Source organism: Streptomyces araujoniae (assembly GCF_050871195.1).
In the GTDB taxonomy this organism is placed as follows: domain Bacteria; phylum Actinomycetota; class Actinomycetes; order Streptomycetales; family Streptomycetaceae; genus Streptomyces; species Streptomyces bacillaris.
In genome coordinates, this window is sequence record NZ_CP194070.1 from 585,716 (window position 1) to 610,114 (window position 24,399).

At 71.3% G+C, this 24,399-nt stretch carries 19 protein-coding genes; 3 read left to right on the forward strand and 16 right to left on the reverse strand.

From position 1 onward, the window contains the following. Positions 1 to 45: 45 nt before the first annotated feature. On the forward strand, positions 46 to 405 hold the full coding sequence (locus ACQ9ZG_RS02435; protein WP_109916563.1) for a CATRA system-associated protein: 360 nt from the start codon (positions 46 to 48) through the stop codon (positions 403 to 405). Continuing rightward, a complete protein-coding gene (locus ACQ9ZG_RS02440) occupies positions 389 to 1,978 on the forward strand; it encodes a CATRA conflict system CASPASE/TPR repeat-associated protein (protein WP_499279776.1) in 1,590 nt (529 codons plus the stop codon). The genes ACQ9ZG_RS02435 and ACQ9ZG_RS02440 overlap by 17 nt, the downstream gene beginning before the upstream one ends. Positions 1,979 to 2,000: 22 nt before the next feature. On the opposite strand, the gene ACQ9ZG_RS02445 is transcribed toward ACQ9ZG_RS02440, so the two are convergent. The 13 genes from ACQ9ZG_RS02445 to ACQ9ZG_RS02505 form a co-directional block, all read right to left on the reverse strand. Then, positions 2,001 to 5,018, reverse strand: coding sequence for a CHAT domain-containing protein (locus tag ACQ9ZG_RS02445; protein WP_499281565.1), 3,018 nt, complete (start codon positions 5,016 to 5,018; stop codon positions 2,001 to 2,003). Positions 5,019 to 5,075: 57 nt separating this feature from the next. Beyond that, on the reverse strand, positions 5,076 to 5,765 hold the full coding sequence (locus ACQ9ZG_RS02450) for a hypothetical protein (protein ID WP_181398414.1): 690 nt from the start codon (positions 5,763 to 5,765) through the stop codon (positions 5,076 to 5,078). Further along, positions 5,762 to 6,601, reverse strand: coding sequence for a hypothetical protein (locus ACQ9ZG_RS02455; protein ID WP_499279781.1), 840 nt, complete (start codon positions 6,599 to 6,601; stop codon positions 5,762 to 5,764). Before ACQ9ZG_RS02455 ends, ACQ9ZG_RS02450 begins: the two co-directional genes overlap by 4 nt. Before the next feature lie 7 nt (positions 6,602 to 6,608). Beyond that, positions 6,609 to 7,760, reverse strand: a complete 1,152-nt coding sequence (locus tag ACQ9ZG_RS02460) for a hypothetical protein (protein WP_146225798.1) — start codon at positions 7,758 to 7,760, stop codon at positions 6,609 to 6,611. Then, entirely contained in the window at positions 7,757 to 10,036 is a 2,280-nt protein-coding gene (locus tag ACQ9ZG_RS02465; protein ID WP_109916672.1) for a hypothetical protein, read from the reverse strand. The genes ACQ9ZG_RS02460 and ACQ9ZG_RS02465 overlap by 4 nt, the downstream gene beginning before the upstream one ends. A gap of 187 nt (positions 10,037 to 10,223) precedes the next feature. Beyond that, complete coding sequence (locus ACQ9ZG_RS02470; RefSeq protein WP_109916671.1) at positions 10,224 to 10,943, reverse strand: tetratricopeptide repeat protein; 720 nt, start codon at positions 10,941 to 10,943, stop codon at positions 10,224 to 10,226. Positions 10,944 to 10,980: 37 nt separating this feature from the next. Continuing rightward, a complete protein-coding gene (locus ACQ9ZG_RS02475) occupies positions 10,981 to 11,289 on the reverse strand; it encodes a hypothetical protein (protein WP_146225797.1) in 309 nt (102 codons plus the stop codon). A gap of 44 nt (positions 11,290 to 11,333) precedes the next feature. After that, a complete protein-coding gene (locus tag ACQ9ZG_RS02480; protein WP_109916670.1) occupies positions 11,334 to 11,600 on the reverse strand; it encodes a hypothetical protein in 267 nt (88 codons plus the stop codon). A 37-nt stretch (positions 11,601 to 11,637) separates the two neighbouring features. After that, complete coding sequence (locus ACQ9ZG_RS02485) at positions 11,638 to 12,114, reverse strand: hypothetical protein (RefSeq protein ID WP_109916669.1); 477 nt, start codon at positions 12,112 to 12,114, stop codon at positions 11,638 to 11,640. Further along, positions 12,111 to 13,253: a hypothetical protein gene (locus tag ACQ9ZG_RS02490; protein WP_109916668.1), complete on the reverse strand. Its 1,143-nt coding sequence runs from the start codon at positions 13,251 to 13,253 to the stop codon at positions 12,111 to 12,113. Before ACQ9ZG_RS02490 ends, ACQ9ZG_RS02485 begins: the two co-directional genes overlap by 4 nt. Next, entirely contained in the window at positions 13,225 to 17,724 is a 4,500-nt protein-coding gene (locus tag ACQ9ZG_RS02495; RefSeq protein WP_109916667.1) for a coiled-coil domain-containing protein, read from the reverse strand. The genes ACQ9ZG_RS02490 and ACQ9ZG_RS02495 overlap by 29 nt, the downstream gene beginning before the upstream one ends. Continuing rightward, positions 17,717 to 18,520, reverse strand: a complete 804-nt coding sequence (locus ACQ9ZG_RS02500; RefSeq protein WP_109916666.1) for a hypothetical protein — start codon at positions 18,518 to 18,520, stop codon at positions 17,717 to 17,719. The genes ACQ9ZG_RS02495 and ACQ9ZG_RS02500 overlap by 8 nt, the downstream gene beginning before the upstream one ends. After that, the gene (locus ACQ9ZG_RS02505) at positions 18,498 to 20,027 is read right to left on the reverse strand and encodes a hypothetical protein (protein ID WP_219995632.1); all 1,530 of its coding nucleotides are present in this window, start codon (positions 20,025 to 20,027) and stop codon (positions 18,498 to 18,500) included. The genes ACQ9ZG_RS02500 and ACQ9ZG_RS02505 overlap by 23 nt, the downstream gene beginning before the upstream one ends. A gap of 410 nt (positions 20,028 to 20,437) precedes the next feature. Here ACQ9ZG_RS02505 and ACQ9ZG_RS02510 point away from each other — a divergent pair, with 410 nt between their 5' ends. Continuing rightward, on the forward strand, positions 20,438 to 21,289 hold the full coding sequence (locus tag ACQ9ZG_RS02510) for a hypothetical protein (protein WP_499279784.1): 852 nt from the start codon (positions 20,438 to 20,440) through the stop codon (positions 21,287 to 21,289). 51 nt (positions 21,290 to 21,340) lie between these two features. Here the strand turns inward: ACQ9ZG_RS02510 and ACQ9ZG_RS02515 are convergent, their stop codons facing one another. The 3 genes from ACQ9ZG_RS02515 to ACQ9ZG_RS02525 all read right to left on the reverse strand — a co-directional run bounded on the left by ACQ9ZG_RS02515 (position 21,341) and on the right by ACQ9ZG_RS02525 (position 24,277). Then, entirely contained in the window at positions 21,341 to 22,375 is a 1,035-nt protein-coding gene (locus ACQ9ZG_RS02515) for a FecCD family ABC transporter permease (RefSeq protein WP_499279785.1), read from the reverse strand. Further along, complete coding sequence (locus tag ACQ9ZG_RS02520) at positions 22,372 to 23,433, reverse strand: iron chelate uptake ABC transporter family permease subunit (RefSeq protein ID WP_499279787.1); 1,062 nt, start codon at positions 23,431 to 23,433, stop codon at positions 22,372 to 22,374. Before ACQ9ZG_RS02520 ends, ACQ9ZG_RS02515 begins: the two co-directional genes overlap by 4 nt. Positions 23,434 to 23,530: 97 nt before the next feature. Next, positions 23,531 to 24,277: a helix-turn-helix domain-containing protein gene (locus ACQ9ZG_RS02525; RefSeq protein WP_109917039.1), complete on the reverse strand. Its 747-nt coding sequence runs from the start codon at positions 24,275 to 24,277 to the stop codon at positions 23,531 to 23,533. Positions 24,278 to 24,399: the final 122 nt, after the last annotated feature.

The window sequence follows — 24,399 nt, forward strand, 5'->3', positions numbered from 1 at the left end:
GGCAAAGGGCGGACCGGAGGCGGGCCCGCCCCCTAATCTGGGGACATGAACCTGTCGGAGGACGGGCGGGCGTCCGTGCACCCACCCGAGGACCGGGAAGAGGCGCTGGACGCCCTGGACGAGGTCGTCGGGCTGGTGCTGCCGCCCGGGCGGTGGGCCAAGGTGGTACATGCGCTGGGGTCGCTCGAAGCGGCGGTCGGGAGCGGGGAAACGGAGGCGCTGCGCACCGCGACCGGGCTGCTGGAGAGCGCGGGGGGCACCAGGGTCCGTACGCGGATCGCCGAGGACGACGAGCCGGCGTCGCAGGACGTGCTGGACCGGGTCGGCCGGCTGGTGCACTCGCTGCGCGGCGGAGCCCCGGACGACGCACCGGACGACGAGCCGGCCCATGGTGACCCTCACTGACCAGTCGCTCGTCGTCCATCTGGTCGCCGCCACGACCGGGCCCCGGCGGGAGAGGTCGTACCGGCTGCTGCGGGAGCTGTGGGCCGCGTGCGGAACAGGCCTCGGCATGGCGCGTCCCGTGGTCGCGAGCGGGCTGCCCGACGCCCTTCCGGAGAGCGCGGAGGGGCTGCCCGCGCCCGGAGCGGTGGCGGCGCGGCGCAGTCGTGACGGCCGGTTCCAGGCGATCCTGCTCCGCCACCACGACCTGCTGCACCTGTCGGTGGCCCTCTCGCCCGCGCCCGGGGAGCAGGGTTCGTGGGCGGAGTGGGACCGGCGGTGGGCGGAGGTCCGTGGGGACACCGGGGAGTGGGCGGTGGGCGAGGCGCGGTTGTACGTCGCCTACCGCGGCGACGACGGAGCCGGTGGCGGCGGCACCACGGCGGGCCCGCCGGACCTGGAGGACGCGGTACGGGCGGGCCTGCCGTACCGCTCCCCCGCTCCGCGGCCCCGCCTGGGGGCGGGCGTCCGGGTGGTGCGCCCGCCGGTCACCGTGTGGGAGGTCGCCGGGGAGGCCGGGGCAGAGCATGTGCGCCGCTTCGCGGCCGTGGCGGTGGACCGGGGCGACGAGCCCCGGGACGTCGAGCGCTGGCTGTGGCACCAAGGGGGCGGGGCGCCCGCACCGTTCGCCCGCTACCTCGCGGCGGCGGCCGAAGTCCGTTACGAGACACGGGTGCACGCGGCCCCCGACGGCGGCGGCCCCGGCTCGCCCGACCACGGCGGGGCCGGAGCGCTCGTGGACCGTGCCCTCGGCGCCCTGGACCGGCCCGCGACGGCCGAGGACGACGACCGGGCCGCGGAGCTCGCCCGGTGGCGGAACAGGCTGCTGGCGCTGACCGCCGGTTCCTCGGGGCTGACCCAGCGGATCACCCGCGTACGGGAGATGCGGACGACGGTGGGGATCAGCGAGGCCACCCTGCGCGCCCGGCGGGACGCCGCCGGGGTCCCCGCCGACGCCCGGGGGTTCTTTGCCGAGGATCTCGCCCTGGCGCAGTGGTTCGTCCAGCGACTGACCGACGACCTGGTCTATCTGGAGGCGGACCGGGAACGCGCCCGGGACGCCGTGTCCGTCCTGGCGCTGGAGGCCGAGAACGTCCTGCAGCACCGGCGGGAGCTCACGCAGCAACGCGAGCGGGTACTCCAGCGGCGGCAGGGCACGCTGAATCTGCTGCAGAGCGCGTTCCTCGGTGCCGTCCTGATGGTGCTCGCCGCCGTCCAGGCGTTCTCGTACCGGGTTCCCGCCCTCGCCCCTCCCGCCGTGCCCGCCCTCATCGCGCTGCTCGGGGCCCTCGCCCTGCTGCTGGCCACGCTCGTCCTCTGGCTGGCCACGCCGCCGGGGGAACGGGGGCCGGGAAAGCTGGGCTCGCTGCTGGCCGGTCTGGTGGGCGGCACGGCGGGCTGGCTGGCGGTCACCGTGACCACCCACGCGCTCACCGGCCGGGGCTCCTCCGTGGCTCTGACCTGGGCGGTGGCCCTCCCCTGCTTCGGCTGCAGCTGGCTGTTCATGCGCCGCCGACTGCGTGCGGGGACTCCCTGACCGGGGTGGCGGGCCGGGCGGGTCAGACCCCCATGTGGAGATGCGCGCTCCACAGCGCCGGCAGGTCCGGCCGCTTCACGCGCAGCCGGTCCACCGCGTGCTGGAGCGCGTACGCGGCCCGGTCCACCGGTCCGCCCCCGGCCCCCTCCGCGTACATCTCCTCGTAGAAGGCGACCGCGATGCGTCGCGCGGCCGAGTCCTGGACCGGCCACAGGGTGCCGACGACGCCGGGGAACCCGGCCAGCAGGAACGCGGCCGTGATGTGGACGGACTCGTCCGCCGACCGGACGCCCGACTCCGTCGTGCTGCATGCGGAGAGGTAGGCCAGTTCGGCGCGCGCGAGGTCCAGTCCGGAGACCGTTGCGACGTCGAACGGGGCCTCCAGGTGGTCGTCGAGCAGCAGCCTGCTGGTGGCGGGGTTCCGGGGTTCGCTCACGCCGTGGCAGGCGAAGTGGGCGGAGGTGTGCCGGGGCAGGGCGCCCCGCACCGATTCCCGGGTCGCCCGCGGGCCGGCCAGGGTCTCGGCGGCCGGTACGGCTTCCGCGATCTCGCGCGCCTCCCTGCCGACGCCGCGCAGGGGTGCCTCCCCGGGCGTTTCGGGCATGGCCACGATCAGCACGCTCCGCGGGCCGGTCCCCTGTGGTGCCGGGACGGCGCGCCGCGCATGGCCGAGTGCCCGGACCGTGGGGGTGTACGAGGAGACGACGCGGTCCATCACCGTGCGGCCCGCGCCGTGCCCTGCCGCCTCCCGGCCGTGGTGGCCGGCGGCGTGCAGGGGCAGGAAGGCGAAGGGCCCGGTGGCGACCCACCAGAGCCGCGGCCGTCGGCCCAGGGGGCGGGGCTCGGTGCGGCCGAGTGCGGACAGGACCGGTTCCGTGACCCGGTCCCAGGCCCAGCCCAGGACGTCATCGATGTCCCGGCGGTCCTCCAGGGCGTCCCGCAGCCGGATGACCTGTTCCGCGACCGCCGGCTCCGTCACCCCTTCCAGCGGCACGACCCGCACGGGCCGTTCGCCGTCACCGGTGAGGATCAGGGCATCGCAGCCATGCCTGCTCGCGTTGACCAGCACCACGGGTCCGGAGGCCGCCACACGGTTCAGCGAGGCGATCGAGGGACGGCCGAGGAAGTCCTCGAACCCCTCCCGTGCCCGGATACGGGCCATGAGGCCGTCCCACTCCGCCTCCAGTTCCCCGCGTCGCCCCCGCGCACGCTCCGCCTCGCGCAGCGCGGCCGTGGCCGCCGCCGGGAGTCCCGCGCGCGGCGGGCCCCCGGCCCCCGCACGGGCCGGCCCTCCGAGGTCGCCCGGCTGCTCCTGCGGCAGATCCAGCAGCGCCCGTACGCGGTCCAGCTCCCCGGCCAGCGCGGAATCGGCCGCGGCGAGCCGGGCCGTCTCCGAACGGGTGCCCAGCCGCTCCCCGACCAGCACGCCACGTGCCTGTTCCAGGAGTTCGAGGGCGAGTTCGGGTGCTCCGGCCGCGAGGGCGGCGCTCGCCGCCTCCGGGCCGAGCCCGGCGATCCGGCTCAGCCCCTGCTCGCGGTCCATCCGCTCCAGTCGGCGCGGGGCCACCTTGGGCAGCAGCCCGACGGCGGTCCGGTAGGCGCCGAGGGCTGCCTCCCGTTCGCCCAGGGCGAGTTGCGCACGGCCCAGCAGCCGGTGGGCGGTGACCTGCTGCCACGGCAGTGCGTGCGGGCTCCCCGCGGCCTCCGTCGCGTGGTCCCTGGCCTCACGGAGCGCTTCCGGGTCGCCGAGCTGCTCGTGCCGGTGCAGCAGGGCGAGGGTGAGTTCGATGAGGTGATCGGCGCGGTGGAGGGCCGTGCCGGTGCTCGCGGCGGCCACCAGCCGGCCCATCGCCACGAGTTCGTCCAGCAGGCCGGGGGCGGGCTCCCGTTCGTACGAGGCCCTCAGCGCCTTCGCGAGATTGCTGAGGAACACGGCCCGCTGGGGGTGGCCGTCCCCACCGGCCGCGCAGGCCCGTGACGCCTCGGTGCGGGCCTGCGCGAGGGCCTTGCCGTCGCCGGTGTCCAGATATCCCATCATCCCGGCCATGCTCAGGGTGTTGTGCAGGCCGGGCGTCACCGGACCGCCCGCGCCCTGGTCCAAGCCCAGGCGGGCCGCCTGGATCGCCTCGTCGAGGGCGCTCTCCTGCCCCGTACGCCCGTACAGTTCGAGCAGGACACCGGCCAGGGTGTGGAGCACCGCCGGCCGCAGGACGTGGCCCGGTGGCATGGTGCCGGCGGCCGCCCGGGAGACCCGGAGCGCCTCGCGCAGATCCGCGATGCGCCCCGTCCGTCCGTAGCGGGTGAGCAGGGCGGAGGCGAGGGTGTTCGTGTGCGCCGCGCGGCCCGGGTCCCCGGGTGGCGTCTCCTCGACGGACTGCCGGGCCGCCTCGGCCGCCCGTTCCAGAAGGGCGTCGTCCGTGGTGGCCCGGTGCACCAGCAGACAGGCGTTGGCCAGGGCGTTGAAGGCGACCGCGCGGTGCGCCCCGGCCGGGAGCGCTTCGACCGCCGCCTCCGCGCACCGGGCCGCCTCGCGCGCCACCGGTACCTCGCCGGTGATCTGATGGCAGGTCAGCAGGACGTTGGACAGGACGAGCAGCGCGCCGCCGTGCTCCCGGCGGTCCTGTCCGGTGGCGGCCACGGCCTCGCGGGCGACGGCCTCGGCCCCGGCGAGGCGGCCGGGGTCCCGGGTGCGTTCGAGCTCCAGGCGCAGGGCCGTGGCGAGCGTGCAGAGACAGATCCCCCGGAAGGGGGCGCTCCCGGGGTCGTCGACCGCCTCGCGGCTCACCGTGACCGCCTCCGCCAGGGCCTCCGCGTCGCCGGTCAGGTTGTACACGAGGCAGAGCGTGCCGGCGAGCGTGTTCAGCAGCGCGGGCCGCAGGGGGTCTCCCGGGCGCGTCCGCTCCACCGTCCGCCGGGAGAGCGCCACCGCCCGTGCGAGATCGTCCGGCAGCCCGGTCCGCGCGGCCCGCGCACGGGCCGCGCGGGCCATCCGGTCGAGCGCCACCATGCCCACCCGGCCGACGAACCGCAGCGGCCGCATACCGGTCACCTCCCTCTCGTTCTCTCCCCGGTCCCGGACATCGCTCTCCCCGCCTCCTCAGGCGTCCGGGCCGCCGGTGACCGTCCGGACCTGCTCGGCGGCGCGGGCCTGCCCCTGCGTGCCGAGGACGTACGCGAGGGCCGCGCCCGATGCCGTCATGGCGGCGCCGGGCCGCAGCCCCGACCGGGTGGCCCGCTCCCCTCCGTGTACGGCGAGGGAAGCGGCCTCCTCCGCCGCGCCCAGCAGCAGGAGCAGACGGGCCTGGTTCCACAACTCATCGGCGTGCCTGAGCAGTTCCTTCGGTGCGTCCCGCCCGGCCAGCTCCGCGCACGCCCGGCGGGTCTCCGCGAGATCCTGTTCGGCTCCGGCGAGGATGTGGCCGAGATGGCGCCGGAGGTCCGCCGACCGCCGGCCGGTGAACGCCTTCTTCAAGGACTCGGTGGCCCCGGCCAGCGACCCGTACTCCGTCTCGAAGGGAAGGCGCCACTGCGCGCCGTCCCGCTCGATGACGATGGTCAGCTCCCCCCGCAACGTGTGGGAGCGCCGCTCCCGCAGGACGAAGAACCCCTTGGTGCTCCCCGTCCGGCCCTCGTCGGCCCAGGTCACGGTGCCGCCCACCATGGGCGGCACGATCAGCAGACGGGAGCGGTGCTCCTTCGTCTGCTTCCTGGCACTGGACCTGATCCTGAGGGTGAACTCGCCCTCGTACGTCTCGATCGACGGCCGCCGGGCCACGCTCCCGCTCACCCCGTCAGCAGCAGGATCCCCAGGACCACCACCAGCACCAGCGCGGCCACCGCCGTCACGAGCCCCGCCCTCGACCGGTCCTCCCCGCCCCGGCGGACCTCCGGGGCCCGGGCTTTTCCCGCGCTCACCGCTCCCCGGCCGGCCGGCTCCGACAGGCTCCGGACCTCCTCCGGTCCGCCCTCGTGGAGCAGGACGGCCACCTCGCCGGCCAGGGCCCGGGCCGCCCGGCGCGCGCCCGGCACCGAGCCCAGTGCATGGGTGGTGAAGGCGGTGCCGGGGCGGCTCCCGCGCAGCAGGCGGTCGGCCCGCGCCTCGAACTCCCCTCGCGCCGCCGGGTCCCGGATGTCCCCCACCCAGGAGGTATGCCGTTCCTCGTCCCGCAACCCGCCCTCGCCGGCCCCCGCCGCCCCCTTCCTGAGCGCGGCGAGCAGCCGGTCCTCCACCTCCCTCGCCGGGTCCCCGTCCGTCGCCCCCCTCAGCCAGGCGTCCACCCGGTCCGCCGCGAACACCGCGTCCAGGTCCCGCCCGAGCCGGTCCCGCTCGGGCTCCTCCAGCCCGCACCGGACCAGCCAGGCGCCGAGGGCCGGTTCCTCGTGGACACCGTCCACCACGACCGTGTACCGGATGCGGGTGCCGATCACATCGGACCGGCCGGAGGGGATGCCGCTCAGCAGCAGCCCCGCGCTCCGGCCGTCCGGGCGGTTCAGGACGAGCTCCTCGGCCTCCAGCAGCAGCCATTCGGTGAGACCGTCCCACCACGACAGCGGCGGGGACTGGCCGAGGAAGGCGTAGTCCATCCGCCGCTCGGTTCCCCGCGTCATCACATAAGCGCGCATCGGCGGATCACCACTCCTCCACTCGGGGGTCGGCCGGTGTGGCGGCGATCCTCCGCAGCGCCTCGGCCAGCCGCTTCGCGCGCGCCTCCGCGTCGGCCAGGCTCCGCCGGCTGGCGAGCAGGGTGTTCCGGTTGGCCCGGGACTCACCGGAGAGGTAGAACTCGACCGCTCCCCAGAACCCCTTGCGTTCCGCCTTGCGCTCCAGAGCCTCGTTGTACGTCGTGCGCGCGTCGGCCGCCCGTTGCTGTTCCGCCCGGTCCTGACCGGAGACGACGCAGCGGCACAGCTCGCGCATGACCGTGCCCGCCGCCTTCACCCGGATCCTGGGCGGCAGCTCACGGAACCGGTAGTGGCCCTGGAAGTCCAGGGCGGGCCCTCCCTCGTCGTCGGTGGGGACCCACTCACCCTCCATCAGGTCGACACAGCCGTAGGTGTCGACCGGCGCGTAGACCACCCGGACCGTGCGGCCCGGGGTCTCCTCCTGGACCACCTCGATCATCGACCGGTACTTCTCCCGCACCAGGTTCCTCAGCCGGGCCGCCTCCCGGCCCTTGCCGCCGTTGTCGTCGAAGTACTTCTCGCACTTGAGCGGGGCGAGGACCAGCACGGCCGGTTCGTCGCGGTGCTCGGGGAGGTTCCGCGCGCGGGCCCACTTGCGGGCCATCGCCTCGACGTCCTCGAAGCCGAGCAGATCGGCCACGGCCCCGCGCTGGGCCGGGGTGACCGCCTCCATCAGGACGGCCGCCTCCACCGGCACCAGCAGCATCAGGCTCTCGGCGATGTGGGCCTCGCACTCCGGCCATTTCCTCTTGGCCTCGGGCCTTTCGGCCCGCTCGGCGGGATCCAGCCAGGCCCCGGGATAGTCGAGGAGGGAGAACGGGATCCCCGGCAGGGTGTCGCCCGCCGCCTTCAGCTCCACCTCGTAGAGGAACATCGACTGGCTGCCGCCCAGCGACGCCGCGTCGAACTCCCTTGCCTCGATGGCCCGTCGCAGGTCCCTGCGGTTCCTGCGGATCCGCATCTCGGTCGCCTCGTCCAGCGCGAGGGCGATCCCGCTGCCGGACAGCATGGTCTCGGTCTCGGCCAGGATGGCCGTGAGCAGGGTGGTCTTGCCGACCCTGCTCGGACCGACCATCGACGCCTTGAATGACAGCGTCAACGCCTCGTCCTCTCTGCCGCGTCGGTGTGCGGATGCTCGTCGGAGAGCAGGGTGCGCAGATCGGTGGCCAGCCGGCGCACGCGCCGGAGCCCCTCGGTCGCGGCGGCCGGGCCGGACTCCTTGCCCGGCCACAGCCGGTCCTGGAAGACGGCCACGAGGCGGCGGAACTCCGCCTCGGAGGAGTCCGCGCGCACGAAGGCGTCCTCGAACTGCTCGCCGTACGCGAAGAGCACCTGGGCCGTCGTGCCCGGCTCCTGCGCCAGGACGGCCTGCGCGTCATAGGCAGCCTGCCGGGCCAACTGGGTCACCCGGTCGAAGAGTTCGGCGCTGCCCTCCTCCGTCCGCGCCACCGCGAGCAGGGTGTGGGCCGCCTGGCTGTCGCCCGGGTCGCTCTCGGGGAAGAGCACGTCGAGGGCGCGGCGCAGCCGGGGCAGCACACGGGTGCGGTAGTCGAGCCGGACGTCCAGGGCGAAGTCGAGGGTCTCGGCGAGCGCCGGACACGGTTCGGGTGCGTCCCGCAGGGTCTCCGCCAGGGCGGCGAGCGCCTCCCGGGGCCGGGCGTCGGGGCCGCCGGCGGTCAGCAGCGCGAAACGGGGGCCGAGCGCGTCGACCAGCCCCGCCCAGTACTCGTCGCGGCGGCGCAGCAGCAGATCGTCCACGACCGAGAACCGGCGGGCCATCTCCACCCGGACCCGGTTCAGCTCGGCCGAGGCGAACGGCAGGGTCGCGCGGTCCACCCGGAAGCGGCTCAGCGCCCGCCGCCGCCACTCGTCGGGCCCTTCGCCGAAGCCGCTCAGCACCCATTCGCGGACGTCCTGGTGGGCCTCGGCGACCCGGTCGAAGAACTCGATGTCCTCGTAGTCCTCGCCGGCCCGCCCCCGCAGCGTGTCCACCCAGGCCTGGAGCGAGGCGGCGACCTCCTCGCGGAGCGTCTCGGCGCGGTCGATGGTCTGTTCGGTGAGGGTGGGGACGGAGACCACACGGAGGACGGAGGCCAGGGCGTCCAGGTCCGCCCTGATCCGCTCCCGTCGCTCCCGGCAGACCGCGACGGCGTCCGCGATGACCGCCTCGTCCATCCGGGGCAGCGCGGTCGCGAGATGGGCCAGGACCGGTTGCAGCACCTGTTCCCGCACGGCGTCCCGGTCGGCGCCGTCGGCGAGGACCACCCAGTAACCCCGTTCCCCCGACGGGTCGTTCAGCCGGTCCCTGAGGTCGTCGTCGAGTGCGGCGATGTTCTCCGGGAGGCAGGCGCCGGTGTTGACCAGGATCAGGGTGAAGTCCCGCGGGTCCGCCACCTCGCAGGCGCTGCCGATCAGCTGGAGGGCGCGGGCGTCCTCCTCGGCCCACATGGCGTTGGTGTCGGTGGGCCGCTTGACGACGATCGCGAAGTCGATGTCGTTGCGGAGGCCGGCGAGGTGGTGTTCCTCCGCCCCCGGGGTCAGCTCACCGAGGCCCGGCAGGTCCACCAGCCCCAGCGCCGTCACGTCCGCCAGGGGGAAGGCACAGGTGATCACCGCGTCCCGGACGGCCAGATAGGGGCGCCGACCGGGTGGGGCGTCGGCCTCCGGGTAGGCCACCCACTCCCGGATGTCGGTCAGGTCCACGGTGCGCGCCTCGCCTGTGAGGTAGTCCCGGTACGAGTCGAGCGCCTGCTGGGCCTCGCGCACCCGCGCCAGCATCGGTCCCAGCCTGGGCCGGTCGGCGCCCTCGAAGGCCGGACCGTCGGGAGTTCCCGGATAGGGGTGGGAGGCGAACGCCGACAGGGTCCGCGGGGTCGGCAGCAGTCCCAGCTCGGCGTGGTAGGGGGCGATCACCTCCGCCACGAAGGACTGCTCCGTGTGCATCGTCAGCCGTGCGCCGCGGTCCGTCGGGGAGTGGTAGATCCGGCTGCGGACCGCCGTCACCGGCTGCCCCCGCCCGCTGGGTATCTGCCGGTCGTCCAGGCCCGAGAGCGACTGGAGCACCGTGCTCTTGCCGTTCCTGGCCCGGCCGCTCACCCCGATGTTGACGGTCTCCCGGTTCACCCTGGCCCGTACGGCACCGAGCGCGTGCAGCGCCTCCCCGGCCGCCCGGTCCATTCCGGCCAGGTCCACCGCCGCCAGCAGACCGGCCACCGTACCGTCCGGCTCCCCCGCCCGCACGGCGGCGACCGCGTCGCCCAGTCCGGTGATCAGCTCCTGGATGTGCCGCCATTGCCCGATCTGCCGGTCGACGACCGGGAGTTGCTCCCGGCGTCTGCGCAGCACCGCGTCGAGCTGTTCCTTGTTGTCGCTCACGTTGCAGCAGCCCCCCTCACTCACGCGCACGTCATCGCCACCCGACGACGGGCACGCCCATCCACCGCGAACCGTGCGTCTCCCCATGAGCCGGGCGCGGGCTGCCAAAGTACACAGGACGGCGGTCCCGCCGCGGTGTTTCCGCCGGTTTCCCCACACTCCCCGAGCACCTCCGCACCCGCGGGGGTCAGCGATCCACCAGCCGCGTCAGGCGGCGTACGACAGGGTGATCCTTGCCGAAGATCGCGCGAAGACGGTCGCGGGTCAGTCGTACGAACCGTCCGGCGACGGGGCGGCCCAGATCCGACGACAGCAGCAAGTAGTGTGCGGCTGTCCACAGGGTGTCCGGGTGACTGGCGGTCAAGGTCGTCACCCGATCTTCCAGGGTTCTCTCCAGCAGCGGGAGGGCCTTTCCGAACTCGTTCAGCGCGACGAGACAGAGCGCCAGGTGATGGGCCGTTTCAAGGGTGTGCTGGTGGCGAACGCCGAGGCGCGTGCTCTCAAGACGGTGAACACGCAAGCACAGTTCGTAAGCCCGGTCGGGGTCCTGCGATGTCTCGAGCCGTGCCAGGTAGCTTCCCGCCCGCATCGCATCCCGACTTTCCTCACCGAACAGTCTGCACTGTTCCCGCCAGGACTGTTGGGCAAGCCGGCACCCCATGGAGTGGTAACCCCTGGCACCAAGATCGAGTGCGTAACACGCCAGCGCCGTCAGCGTCCTGAAATCACTGCGCCCCAGCTCCTCCTCCCTCTCCTGGTAGACCTGCAGGTCGAGCCGCTCGGCAACTTCGTGATCCCCATATCCGAAGTGGGCCCGGGCCAGCACGGACATCACCAGATGGTCATCGGCACGATGCTGCGCCAGGTGATCCGCCCATGCTGTGCGAAGCTCACCGAGACCGCTCATGGCCTCCTTGTACCTACCGCTATCCACCAGGTAGCCGTTACGTCTCGAGCAACGCCTTGCGTCCAGGTCCCGTGTGGATGTTTGCGGGGCCTAAAGCACGGCAGGTCGGAGTGATCAGCGCCCAGTCGCCCCGGGCGCCCTCCGATGGGGCACGTTCCGGTGCAGCCGCCACGATCAACTGTTCCGCCAACGCGAAGGCGCCTGCTCGATCCCGCGGACGTGCGACGAGCAGATCACGGATGACCGCACCACTGATCTCATCGAGTCTCGCCGACCCGGTCTCCAGAATGGTCAGCCCTCGATCGCGCAGCCCTCCCAGCCTGCGGTGAAGGTCGTAGACGGTCATGAGGTACTGCGTGTCCGAGTCCGGAACTTGCCACCGATCCCTCCTCAACGCGCGGTGGAATACAGCTCAGGACTGACAACGGCCAGAGCGTGAAGGAGGTGAAGCATCCGCCGGTCCTCCTCGGATCCGGCAGCAAGCACGCTCATCGCTTCCGAGAGCCGGCCTACGAGCGATTTCTCGAAATCGGACGAACGGTACCCACTGAGAAGGTTCGAAGCACTCGCCTTCAGTTGTTCCAGCACCTGGAGAGGTGTCATGCCGCTCGTCAGCCAACTCGCCGCATTCTCCATGGCAAGGGGCAGGTCGTCCAACGCACCGGCCAGGCGGTCGGCTTCGGCCTCCGCGAGTTCAGGAACACGGTGCTGTCAGGAGGCGCACCGACTCCCCTCGGGACAGAGCCGGTACCTGGATCACACGAGCGAACCGACGCCAGAGCCCTGCGTCGGCCCGGGAGGTGATCAGAATCCTGGTCTCGTCCCGGGGGAGGTCCCGAACGACGTCGTTCGGGTCCGATACGCCGTCCAGCACCAGAAGGTGAGGCCCTGTTCTCCTCTGGACCGCGGCCAGACAGGTGGCAATCCATTCGGCCGGCCGAATGGAACCGGCAGTTGCCACGTCGATCCAACTCACCTCGGCGTAGCGAGACCGCTGGCGGTGCGCCAGCTCACTGGTCACCACGGTCTTGCCGATGCCCACCCGGCCGTTGAGTACGACCGGTACGCCGTCACCGCCCCGATCCAGATACCCGGGAAGCACGTCGTTCATCAATTCGGTCCGCCCGATGAAACTCGGGTCGCGGCCCGGCAACGCGAATGTCTGATTCATCTCTCCATGCCCTTGAGCCAGTCACGGTTCGCCTTCAGATAGCGGAGGCCGACCCACTCCTGGGCGAGGCGGTCCTCCCCGCACAGCAGAGCGGTTGCCGTGGCCCGGTGCGAGGAATCGAGCCACCGTGCCCGGTCCCTTGCCTGTTGTGTGGTGAGGCGCCTCTCCTTGCGCGGCAACGGGGTGCCGATGCGCAACAGCGCGTCATAGAGCCCGACCGCCGGGAGCACCTCGGGCAGGTCGTCGTCCTTGGCAGCCTCCACGGCAGCCGCTGCCGGGATGGACAACCCGGTGGGATCGAGGTCACCGAAGTAGCGGATCTCCGAAATGCTGCCGCGTCGGAGCATCTTGATACCGGCGAGCGAGGCCAAGAACGAACTTCCCATCCCGCAGGCCACGTAGCCGACCGCGTGGTCCTCCACCGCGTCCAGAGCTTCGATCAGCGACCAGCACGTCGTGACGTTCTCCACGACCAGGAGAATATCGCCGTCACCGATCCGTCCGTAGCAGCCATCGCTCTCCGGGATGAGTCTCTCGGTGACGATCTGAGGTGGCGTCGAATACATGCACAAGAGTTCATACAAGGTTTCCCGGTCCGAGAAGAGCGGGCCACTCAGCTCATCGAATGCCTTCTCCTCGGCGTCGAACTGCCCCGAATAGGGACGGCTGCCGAAGATGTCGAGAGCTCGCTCACGTTTCGGTACGGGCGTCACATCAGGCTCGGAGAAGAACCAGTTGTTGACGGCGCGATAGCCTATCCGAGTCCTGGGCGCGGAGCTCTCCCAGTACCTGGCCACCTTGCGGATCTTCGGATGCAGAGGCGGAAGGGGCTCTCGGACTTTCGGTGCCGCTTGGCGGGTGGGAAGCACCCAGACACCCTTCGGCAGCGGAATCTTCTCCCCGTCGTCACCGTTCATCGCCTTGACCGCTCCACACCCGTACAGCTCGTCCAGGCAGCGGCGCAGAGCCGCCGACTCCAGTTCGCCCTCGACATTCGGACGCGGTACCGCGCGGAAGACATGGCGGAGCTCCGGCAAGGAAACACTGGTCTTGTGTGTACCGTTCCACTTCTTCCGCGTACGGACGTACTCATGCAGCGCGCCCCGCAGTTCACGGGCGGGACGACTCAGGTCGGTCAACGGATTCTTCCTCGGATTCCTTGCGGTGGTCGTGCTCCGCGCCGCCACGGGCGTGATATCTGATGGACGTGATCACCGGGTTCTCACCCTCTTCGAGCGGCTCGAGAAGATGCCTCCTCCTGTCGCCCACGACAGTGAGATACATACGGTGTGCGCGCAGGTCGGCGTCATTGCGGAGCCGGATGACGAGGGGGAAGGAGTCCAGGACCGACAGGTCGTTCAGACCGGTGGTGTAGACGAGTTGAACACCCAACGCGCGGGCGACCGACTGCTGAAGCCTCAGCAGATAGCCGGCCGAGGCACGACCGATCGGGTTGTCCAGGAACAGCACGCCCGAATTCCGGCGGTGCTGCACCCTGCCCTTCTCGTTCGCGCGCAGTGCTGCCATGGTGCAGTAGAGGACGATGGCCGCAGTGAGCACCTGACCGCCGGAGAAGATGTCTTTCATCGCCGAGACCGGCACCCGCTCCGTCCGCAGTACGGCGTCCGGTTTGAGAATGCGCACTCGAAACCCCTTCGGAGCCACCGCTTCGGTCACTCCGCGCAGGAGCAGTGTCAGGCCGTCCCGCTTGATCTCCTTTCCGCGGATCACCGCTTCGGCGGTCTCGTCCACCACAGTGCCGAGCCGGTCCTCCAGCGCCTGTTCGGAGACCTCGGTGAAACGGATCCGCAGAAATTCCTGTTCGGACCACTCCCGCAGCCCCTTGGGCAGCCGGGAGAGCGTCTGTGCCCGCTTCAAGGTCCGCAGCGCCTCCTGTACCTGCTGGCACAGTTGGAGCACGATCTGCCGACGGTGCCGTTCGATGGAGTCCAGGTCCACGGTGAGGCTGCGCAGTCTCGGGCGGAGGTTGTCGCTCCATTCGGCTGCCCGGGCCGGCACATCGGCACGAGGACAGGACTGGATGACCGTGCGGCTGGGCAGGACCAACGCTCCGAACCGCGCCTCTGCGGCGAACCCCACCAACTGATCCGTCAGCGTCCGCTCCTCGACGAGTGCCGTCTCGACCTTCGTCCCGATCCGGTCGTACTCGGTCTTCAGCACGGTGTGCCGCTCCCGGGCGGCCGAGACACCACCGTCGTACGGCACGTCGTCCTCACGAGGCTCGCCCGACCGGGACAGAACGGTGATCAGGTCCGCGAAGTTCTTCGCGGAGGAGCGCAGGGCAAGGGCTTCGCTCGTGGCACGCTCGCTGTGGTAGGTGAGTTCGCGCCGGATACGTTCGGCCTCGTCCCGATCGTGCTCCGCGGCCTCCATCAGACGCATGCCGTGCACAACATGCAGAGGCGGACCGTAGGGGGCAAGGTCCACGTCTGCGAACGGTTCGGGAAAGTCCTTGAGGACCGCCCGGTGTTCCGCGACGCGCGCATCCGCCTCGGCGACCTCGGTCTGGCGGTCCGATACGGCCTGCTCGGCTCGACGCCGGGCAGCGGCCCGGCTTGCACCGTCCACGCCGTCGGGACCGTTCAGCAATGTCTGTGCGGCTGCTCGGACCCCCGGACCGTAGTCGCTCAGCTTCTGTGCCGCGTCCTTCGCCCGCTGCTCCGCCTGACGCATGTCAAGGAGCAGGTCGGCTCCTACGGAGGCCCGTTCGTAGTCGATGGCCGCGGACTCATAAGCGCGGCGCAGCACCGGCAGGGGCTCCGCGGGAACTTCCGATTGCCTCTCCGGGACGGCCTCGGCGCCCGGTAGCTCGTCCAGTTCAGCGGTCAAGCGGTGAGCGGAGCCGGTCAGGCGGTCCATCATGCGCACGTGATCGGCGTCGGCGGCCCGGTGGCCCTCGGCGGCTGATTCCGCCTTCCGGGCAGCCTCTCGTTCTCGGACCTGTGCCGTGCGGGCCCGCTCCACGGCGGTCTGCCAGTCGGGAATCCGGGCTTCCTGCTCGGCCAGCCCCCTCAACAGGGACGTGCGGGACTCCAGCGCCGACTGAGCCCTGCGGAGCGGCGGAATGGCGTCGCGGACGGTTCTGAGTGCGACGGCCGCGAGTTCACGCTTTTCGGTCTGCTGGGTCAGCTCTTGTCGGGCTTCGCCGTGGGCCTGCTCGCGGTCGGTCACCTTCTCCCGCAACTCGGTGAGTCTTCCCTCGGGGAAGTCCTCCTGCCACTTCTCAAGGCGAGTGAGCAGGGAAAGGAACTCACGCTGTTGGGTTTCCAACTCCTTGATTCGCGCCCGGTATTCGTCGTGGCGACGGCCGAGCACCAGTCGTTCTTCCCCTGCCGCCCGCTCGTCGTACAGCGCCGGGTGCGGAGGAACCACAAACTCCAGCCCGGAGAGCGGCACGGCGGGTTCGTGCACCGCGGTGGTGGTTCCCAGAGCCACCAGGGTGCTGGGCCAAAGCTTCCGGTCGGCCAAGACTTCCGCGGCGCGGGGAGCCTGCTCGGGGTCGTTGAGGAGTACGCCCGCGATCAGGTGCGGTACGCGTTCGATAAGCACACGGCGCTGCTCGATCCGGGGCAGACCGGCGAGGTAGTCCCAGCCGGTGTAGGCGTCGATACCGGCTTCGCGCAATTTCTCACACGCTTCCGCGGCCTCTGGGGAGGGTGGCAGCAGTTCGTTCGTCTCCAGTGCGAGCCTGGCCCGTTCGTCACGGGCAAGAGCGATACGCACCTCGGCCCTGGCCGCGTCCGCGGTGTCACGTCGCCGGGCGAGCTTGCTCGCCAGCCTGGGAGCGTCCACCTCCAGGTCGAGTCGGTCGATGTCCAGCAGGGCGAGCGGCTCAAGTTCCCTTTCCAGGGCACGGGTGCGGGTGTCGGCGGCCGTCCATTCTCGACGGGCCAGGTCGAGGGCGTGCCGGGACTCTACGAAGGTCCGCTCGGCCTCCTGGCAGGCACGGTGGGAAGCGTCGTGAAGTTCCGCCGCGTCCTCGGCGGCGGACTCCTGGCGGGCGATCTCCTCCGCGTTCTTCCTGGCCTCCTCCTCGGCTTGCGATGCGGCATCACGAGCCGTCGTACCGTCGCTCAGCACACCGTCGCTCACCGCACCCGTGAGAGTGTCACGCACCTCCTGGATACGGCCCTCAAAAGCCTTGGCCTGTGCCTGGTGCTCGGCCGCCCGGCCGACGGCGGCATTGTGTTCGGCCTGGGCCTGCTCCGCCAGAGCACGTTCGCCCTCGGCCTGGCGCCGTGCTGTCGCCGCCTGCTCGGTAAGGTGCCGCGACATGGTGCGCAGCGCCCCGACGAGAACCGCGAGCGCGGTGTCCCGGGCCTGCAGTGCCGGAAGAGCGGCTTCTTGGGTCCGGCGAACCAGATCACCCAGCCGGTTCGCGTTCGCGGTCGCTTCCAGGCTCGTGGCCAGATCCGGAACGACCCGCCAAGCTCGCTCGGTATCCTGAGCCTGTTTCTGCGCGGCGCGCGCCTGCTGCCGCTCCTCCTCAGCGTCCTGCAGCTTCAGCAGAGCTGTAAGGCGACCAAGTTCACGGACCGCGGCCGCGAACCGCTCATGCTGAAGGGTGGCTCGCCGAAGGTCCCCGCCCAGGTGCTCGGCGACACTCTCGCGCGTCTCCGCCGCCTTTGCCTCCCGAGACGCGCGCACCTTCACGGAACGCACGAAGGCGTCCAGTGTCTTCCGCGCCACGCGCTGCTCCCCCTGGGCCGCGAGCGCGCCGGTATGTGTGACGGCCAGCGGTTCGAGGAAATCCAGCACGCCGGCCACGAAGTCCCGCTCCAAGGTCAGCACGCCCCGTCGGCCGAGCTTGTCGCCGTAGGAGTTCAGCAGGTCAGCCAGGTCCTGAGCCGGGCCTGTGGGGAGGACTGCCGACAGCAGGAACTCCACGAAGGCGGCATCGGTGGCAAAGGAGAAGACATCTGCGGCTTCGCCTTCTCCGGCGTTCATCGCCCTCTGGTACCGGAAGAGTTCGGGGTCGAGACCAAGGTCCGTGAGCCGTTCGGTCCACTCCGACTGAATACGAAAGTGACTGAACTCAAGTTCAGGTTCGACCCGTTGAGCTTCGTCGAGTTCACCGATGAAGTCGGCCAACCGTAGGTAACGGCCGCCCTCGGCCACCGGGAGGGTGTCGAGTGTGGTCCGTCGTGTGGGGCGGAAGTGGTACCAGCGTTCCCCCAGGTTGGACGCGTCGGCGGTGGCCTTGAGGTGACGCCACTCGGCGACTTTCCCGGTCACCAGTCGACGTCCACTGCGGGCGTGTGTCCACTCCAGCGCGATGTGGGCCACGTCGTCGTCGAGCACGAACCCGCTCAGCGTACGAGGGTCGCGTGCACCCACCACCTGACGACGCCCGGGCAGCAGAACCGAGAAGATCAGCTTGATCAGTACGGACTTGCCACCGCCGTTCTCCAGGAAGAGGACCGTGGCCGGGGACGGCCGCCGGGCAGGCTCCTCGTCCCTGACGCTGAACAGGGTGGTGGGGCGGTCAGCTACGGGGTCCCCGACTCCGCTGAGGTCCAGGAGCACGTTCTCGTAGCGAGCTCCCTTGGGCCCGACGGACTGTAGGAGCACCCGGGACAGCTCATACATCTTCCGTGTCCTCCGTGGTGGCCGCCTGGCCGGCCGCTCCAGCCATGGGGGGTACCACCCCCAGCGCCATCAACTCATCGAAAGCCTTGGTGGCCGCAAGTTCGCGCACCTGGAGCTGATAGCGACGCGTGGTCTGGAAGACGTCCTCGCCGGCGTTCTTCAACGACGTCAGGAACCCTTGCTCCGCGAGAAAGTTCAAGGCGCGGGAGACCATGCCCTTGGTGGTGTTCGTCGCCCGGCGCTTGTCCTTGGTGGGAAACGTCTCGGGTCGATTGGCGTACGCGTGCCACGCCAGCTCCAGCTCGGGCGTGTCGCTGGGCACGTCGGTCGACTCATCACGGGACGCCGCCTTTTCACGCAGTCGGTCACAGGCTTCGCGGACAACGGCGTCGACCACGTCGACACTGACCCGGCCGACGTAGCCGTCCTCGGCCAGGTCGTCCGGCCGGGGAAAGGAAACCGCTGCCACTGCCAGATGGATGATGCCGTGCAGGAAACGCTCGGCATAGCCGCCTTCTTTCTGGGTGCGGCGGGCATAGGTCTCCATCCTGGTCTCGAAGGGAGAACCCCCATCGGCCGCGATCGCGAGGCCGATGTCCTCGTGTTCTCCGAGCACCCTGAGCCCCAGACCGGTGGCGATCCGCCCGGTCAGCGTACGGAACGGACCCTCGTGCCGGTAGCGGCGCAGAAGCTCCTTGTAGGCGTTGTCCCGGCTGGGCAGCAATCGCGGGCGCATCGCGAAGGCGAGCAACTGCGCAGCCTGTTCGGCATCGTCATCCGTGAAGCGGGATCTCATCACCGAACTCCTCGTACCGAGCCGCACCGGGCTCTTCCGATCTGGGGTCATCCGGCTCATCCGGCTTCACCCCGGCTTTTGTGAGCCACAGTTCATCGCCACCGAATTCCCCGCAGCGCAAGGGCTCCCCGGTGGGTACGGCGATCAATACCTCGGGCAAGCGCTCACGTACCGCGTCGCCTACGGGCGGATTGAACGCGTGGGCGGCTCGGTGCATCACCAGTCGTGCGACCTGCGGCTCGTGGCGGCGCGCGCGGGCGAGCAAGTCAGTCAGCAGCGCCGGGCCGCCGGGAAGAGAGAGAATTTCGCTCGCCTTCCTGAAGTGTTCGGGGGTGAACAGCTCCGCTTCCGGCATGGGGTCGAGTTCCGGCTCCCGGACCTCCCCAGCGAATCTCTCCGGTTCCAGGGGCGGTTGCAGGAGGCGCGCCACAAGTGTCTCCAGCGTGAGGACTTCGGGGGGCGCCGGGGCGACCGCGCCCCGGAAGAAGTCGTAGACCGGCCCGATCGCCTTGCCCACCGTCAGTCCGAGTAGCGGTACCAACAGTTGTCCGTGCAGGTGGAGTGCGGCACGCTGCGGTTCCCCGGAGAACAGCTGACGGTCCTGTTCGGACCGGAACTGATCGCCCGCCTCCTGCACAGCTTTCTGGAGCTGCATGTGACGGCGAATGCAGTCGCGGACGATTTCCACGAGCTCCGCTGCCCGCTGCTTGTGGCGCGGATCGTCGGAATCGTCACGTGCGGCGGTGATGTTGGTCAGGATGGCGTGCTCCGCCGTGTAGCGGCCCTCGATGTGTTTCAGCGCATCCAACAGCAGGTCCGGCACCACCCGTTCCCAGTCCACCGTACGTACGTCACGACGGGTGGCGTCGAGGTAACGGCGCAGGGTCTCTCCGTACTGGACCGTGCGGTACCTGGCCTGTTCGGCTGCGAGTTTGGCATCGGCGAGCCGACCCCGTCTGATGAGGTTGTCGAGTTTGACCTCGGCGGCGATCTGCGCGGACTCCACATCCGTGTCCAACGCGCCGACGAGCACGTTGATGGCCTCGTCGGTGGCTCGCAGCGAAAAGCCGTCGGACGTCGACTGCTCCACCAGCAACTTGAAGTCGAACGCGAAACGGTCGTAGGTACCCTCATCACCGACGAGACCATAAGGCCAGGAGAATCCACGCTCGACGGTGCCGACATTGATCAGCCGCTGGAGCACCCAGTCGGCTACCGCTTCATGTTCGGTGTCACCTCTGTCGGGCGCCTGGGCCGCGACGAAGTGCTTTACTTGTTCAATCACCTTGGCATGCTCGGCTCCGGTGTCGAAGTCCATCGCGATGGTGACCTGATCGATCGTATGCAGAGCGATCTCCGCCATGTGATACACCTTGGCGTCCGCCCACTCCAACGATGCCTTTCGCTGGTCCAACGCCTGCAACGGCGCCGTACAGGCCAACGCCTTGACGCGACGAACCAGCCCTTCATCAGGCAGTTGAGGTGGGTGGGGCAGATCGCTGTACACAATCGGTGACGCTAGCACCGCGCGGAACCGTCACACGCGGAGATCCGGAAATAATCTGTGGGGCGATTCCCTGCGGATTCCTCGTACTCACCAGGCCGTGGTCCTCGCACGGACGGCCCTGTCGAAGCCGCAGGGGCGCTCACAGCGACATCCAGGAGTTCCCGTGCGGGCTCTGTGAGGATCCGGCCGATAGGAACGCGCTGTACGGCGGGGGCAACTTCCGGCAAGGCGCCTCCCGAACCCCTCCGGGGCACGTCTCCAGGCCTCGGAACATCGGCAGGTCATGTCGGCAGGTCGTCCGGTGGCGTCCCGGTCGGCGTAGCGCCGGTGGCCGGTGTGCGGCGGGCGGCGGAGACTGCTGAACGGCACGTGTCTCCGCCGTCGGCGGACTTGCCTCTACGGAAGGCGCCATGGCGGAGAAGGCGGGCCCGAGCAGCGGCGGCACCGGACCGGGCCGGGAGGAGCCGCCCCGGTCCGCCGACCTCAAGGGCGGCCCCGGGCATACGGTCCTGCTGGCGCTGGTCCTCGCGGTTCCGGTGACGAAGGTCGCCTACACGGTCGGGGGCGGTGGCGCCGCCCGTGACGTGTTCGTCGGCATGGAGCCCGCGAACTGGCCGGACGTCCTGATCGGCATGGTCCTCACCGATCCGCTCCTCGCCTCCGTGCTGGCCGTCGTGGTCTCCCGGGTGGTGTTCGCCCTGTTCGCCGCGCGCGGCGCGGTCCCGGTGGGAGACGGTTTCCGGGCAGTTGTCCGGCGGGCGGCGCTGACCGTCGTCAACCCGATCGCGGTGGGGGTGGTGGTCGCGTGCTTCTTCGGCCCCTGGTGGGGGCTGGGCACCGGACTCGCCGCGTACGCGCTGCGCAAGGGCGTCGTGGTGGAGTACCACACCGGCAGACGACGGCCGCACGGACACCGTGCCGGGCGGCCGACGACAGCCGGGGCGCGCGGCGAGGGCGGCGGCCGGCCCTCGTCCGGGCTGCGCCGGGCGGCGGCCCTCGAACAGTGGGTGGCGCTGGGCCTGACCACCGTCGCGCTCCCCGTTCTGTGCTTCGTCTCGGCGCTGGACGGGCAGGCGTGGACCTCGATCGTCCGCTGCGAGGTCACCTACGGCACCCGGGCCGGGAGCGACCGCCTGATCGAGCTGGGCCGCAAGGGCAACGGTGTCGTGGGCTGGAACCTGGACACAGGGGAGATCTCCAACGGCCTGGGGTGCACGGGCGAGGAGAGCCTGTACGTGCGTGAGCCGTGGTGGCGCGGCTGAGGGGCCGGTCCCGCGGATCCGCGGAGGGCGCACCCGGGTGCGCGGGCGCCCCTACCGCCCGCGCCGGGACTCCCGTACCAGCAGCACCAGCAGATACGCCCCGCCCACACACACGGTGACCGCGCCGGTCGGCAGCACCACGCCCGGGACGGCGTGCTGGGCGGCGATGTCGGCACCCAGCAGCAGGAGGGCGCCGACGAGGGCCGAGCCGGCCAGGTCGACGGAGGTGCCGCGCCCGGTGAGGCGGCGGGCGATCTGGGGTGCGGCCAGGGCCACGAAGGCGATGGGGCCCGCGGCTGCGGTCACCGCGGCGGTCGCGGCGACGCCGAGGACGACCAGCAGCAGCTTGGTGCGCTCGACCGGCACGCCCATCGTGGTCGCCGTCTCGTCGCCCAGTTCCAGTCGGCGCAGCCGGTGCTGGGCGACCGGGGCGGCCAGCGCGACGGCGGCCAGCAGGGCGGAGGACATGAGGACGGCGGGCCAGCCGATGGCGCTCAGGGAGCCCGCGCCCCAGACGGCGGCGCGCAGCGCGGTGTCCACGTCGGCCTTCACCGAGAACCATGTGTTGACCGAGGAGAGCAGAGCCCCGACCGCGATGCCCACGATGATGAGGCGGAAGCCGCGTACGCCCCGCCGGAACGCCAGCAGGTAGACGGTGAGGGCGGTGAGGAGCCCCCCGGCCAGGGCGCCCGCGGCGAGCGCCGCGTAGCTGCTCGCCCCCGCGAGCAGCGTGAGGACGACGCCGGTGTACGAGCCGGTGGTGAAGCCGATGACGTCGGGGCTGCCGAGCGGGTTGCGGGTGAGGGCCTGGAAGACCGCGCCGCCCACGGCGAGCGCGGCCCCGAAGAGGACGGCGGCGACGATGCGCGGCGCCCGCCACTCCAGGACGACCGTACGGACCCCGGTCCCGGCCGTGCCCGACGCGACGGCGGCCAGCTCCCCGAGGCTGAGCGGGTAGCTGCCGAGGGTGAAGGCCCAGAGTGCCAGCGCCACCAGCGCGAGTGCCAGCACCCCGCAGACTGCGACCGCGCGGCGCGTCACCTTCAGGCTCAGGATCCCGGCCCTGAGGACGTACACGCCGTTCACAGCTCCCTCGCCCGGCTTCCGCGGACCAGCAGGATCAGGACGGGCGCGCCGATGAACGGCATCATGACGCCGACCGGGAGTTCGGCGGGCATCACGATCAGCCGGCCGAGAACGTCCGCGGCGAGCACGACGGCCGGGGCGAGGACGGCGGAGTAGGCGAGGATCCACCGCCAGTCGGGGCCGGTGAGCCAACGCACTGCGTGCGGGACCATCAGGCCGACGAACATCAGGGGGCCCGCCGCGGCCGTCGCCGCACCGCAGAGCAGGGCGACCGCGATCACCACCCCGCACCGGGTGGCGCCGACCCGCAGCCCGACCGCCCGCGCAGCGTCGTCACCGAGGGCGATCGCATTGAGCGGGCGCGCACAGCAGAGGGCGACCACCAGCCCGGCCAGGACGAAGGGGACGATGTCTCCGGCGGTGCCCGTGGGGCGGTCGGTGATGGTGCCCGCACCCCAGAACCGCATCCGGTCGAAGGTCTCCGTATCGATGAGGGCGAGCGTCTGGGAGACGCCCGCCAGCACCGCCGTGAAGGCGACCCCGACGAGGGTGAGCCGCAGCGGCGAGGGGCCGCCGCGTCCACCGCTCGCGGCGAGGTAGACGAGCGCCGAACCGGCAACGGCCCCGGCGAAGGCGAAGGGCAGATATTGCTCGATCCGGGTGACGCCGAAGCCGGCCACGGCCAGGGTGACGGCGAACCCCGCGCCCGCGTTGACGCCGAGCACACCCGGGTCCGCGAGCGGGTTGCGGGTGAGCGCCTGGATGAGCGCCCCCGCCACGCCCAGGGAGACGCCGACGACGACGCCGAGCAGCGTACGGTCCACGCGGGCGTCGCCGACCGTGGCGTGCGAGGCGGAGCCGTCGGTGTGGGTCAGCGCCTGCCACACCACGTCGAGGGGGAGCATCGCGGAGCCGACCGCGACGCTGAGGAGGACGGCGACGGAGAGCACGCCGAGGGCGACGCCCAGGCCGAGGAGCCGGTGCGTGCCGCGCCGCGTCGGCCGCGACGGCGGGGCGGCCGGCGGCGGCTCGGCCGTCTTCGTGAGCACCTGTGACATCGGACCTCCCTGAGCGATCCGCCACCGGACAGCCGGAAGTGCCGTGCGTGATCGACGTACGTGAACTGCGTGGGACCGGTACGGCCCGGCCATGGCTTCAGCGGCCGCCGAGCGCCCCCACCGCATCCGTGGTGAGCGCGCTCACGGGCACTCCGGACTCGCGGCTCAGCGCGCGCAGCAGTCCGGCCCGGGTCGCGTATCCGGCCGCCTTGGCCGCCGCCGTCAGCTCACCTCCACCGCGGAGGTGTTCGACGGCGGCGTTCATCCTGGCCCGGTTGCGCCACCGTGTGAAGGGCAGTCCGGTCTCGTCCAGGAAGACGCGCTGCACCTGGCGGGCGCTCATCCGGTGCCGTACGGAGAGCTGCTCCAGGGTCTCGGCGGGGGTGCGCAGGGCCTCGCGGGCGAGGGCGCGTACGGCGGGATGGGCGGGCAGGACGACGGGGAAGTACTGCCGGGAGATGCCTCTCAGCACCCGTCCCAGCGCCTGCCGGAACGGCTCGACCTGCTCCGCCGTGGTCGGCGCGGCGCCGAGCGTGGTGGTCATGACCTCGACGATCGCGGGGACCACCCCAAGTGGCTGGACGCGGCATCGTGGCTGGTCAGCGGAGTCGAGGAAGGGTCCGAGCGCCATGCCGCCGGGCTCGATCCGCAGGGCGTGCGGGACGCGCGGGGCGAGCCAGAGGGCCTCGTGGCGGCCGAGCCGCCACTCCTCGCCGTCGGCGGTCAGCCGGGCGGTGCCGCTGGCCACGTAGACGAGGTGCGGTTCGTCGTGCTGGTGGGTGTCGTGGCCGAGGAAGCGGATGGCGTTCTCCGCGACCACGGTGCCGAGGGATGTCACCGGCAAGCGTGCCTCCCGTTGTGTGCGACGCGTCGTCTCCGTCACCAGCGATGTCGTACGCGGATCGGCGCGGCGGTACCAGCGAGGTTAGCCTCACCTTACCAATCCGGTTCGAACGTTCGAACCTG

What these genes read in the sequence shown, in the direction of transcription:
- ACQ9ZG_RS02435 (WP_109916563.1), top strand. Translation starts at nt 46, where the DNA reads ATGAACCTGTCGGAGGACGGGCGGGCGTCCGTGCACCCACCCGAGGAC.
- ACQ9ZG_RS02455 (WP_499279781.1), bottom strand. Translation starts at nt 6,601, where the DNA reads ATGCGCGCTTATGTGATGACGCGGGGAACCGAGCGGCGGATGGACTAC.
- ACQ9ZG_RS02470 (WP_109916671.1), bottom strand. Translation starts at nt 10,943, where the DNA reads ATGAGCGGTCTCGGTGAGCTTCGCACAGCATGGGCGGATCACCTGGCG.
- ACQ9ZG_RS02485 (WP_109916669.1), bottom strand. Translation starts at nt 12,114, where the DNA reads ATGAATCAGACATTCGCGTTGCCGGGCCGCGACCCGAGTTTCATCGGG.
- ACQ9ZG_RS02475 (WP_146225797.1), bottom strand. Translation starts at nt 11,289, where the DNA reads ATGACCGTCTACGACCTTCACCGCAGGCTGGGAGGGCTGCGCGATCGA.
- ACQ9ZG_RS02520 (WP_499279787.1), bottom strand. Translation starts at nt 23,433, where the DNA reads ATGTCACAGGTGCTCACGAAGACGGCCGAGCCGCCGCCGGCCGCCCCG.
- ACQ9ZG_RS02440 (WP_499279776.1), top strand. Translation starts at nt 389, where the DNA reads ATGGTGACCCTCACTGACCAGTCGCTCGTCGTCCATCTGGTCGCCGCC.
- ACQ9ZG_RS02445 (WP_499281565.1), bottom strand. Translation starts at nt 5,018, where the DNA reads ATGCGGCCGCTGCGGTTCGTCGGCCGGGTGGGCATGGTGGCGCTCGAC.
- ACQ9ZG_RS02510 (WP_499279784.1), top strand. Translation starts at nt 20,438, where the DNA reads ATGGCGGAGAAGGCGGGCCCGAGCAGCGGCGGCACCGGACCGGGCCGG.
- ACQ9ZG_RS02500 (WP_109916666.1), bottom strand. Translation starts at nt 18,520, where the DNA reads ATGAGATCCCGCTTCACGGATGACGATGCCGAACAGGCTGCGCAGTTG.
- ACQ9ZG_RS02495 (WP_109916667.1), bottom strand. Translation starts at nt 17,724, where the DNA reads ATGTATGAGCTGTCCCGGGTGCTCCTACAGTCCGTCGGGCCCAAGGGA.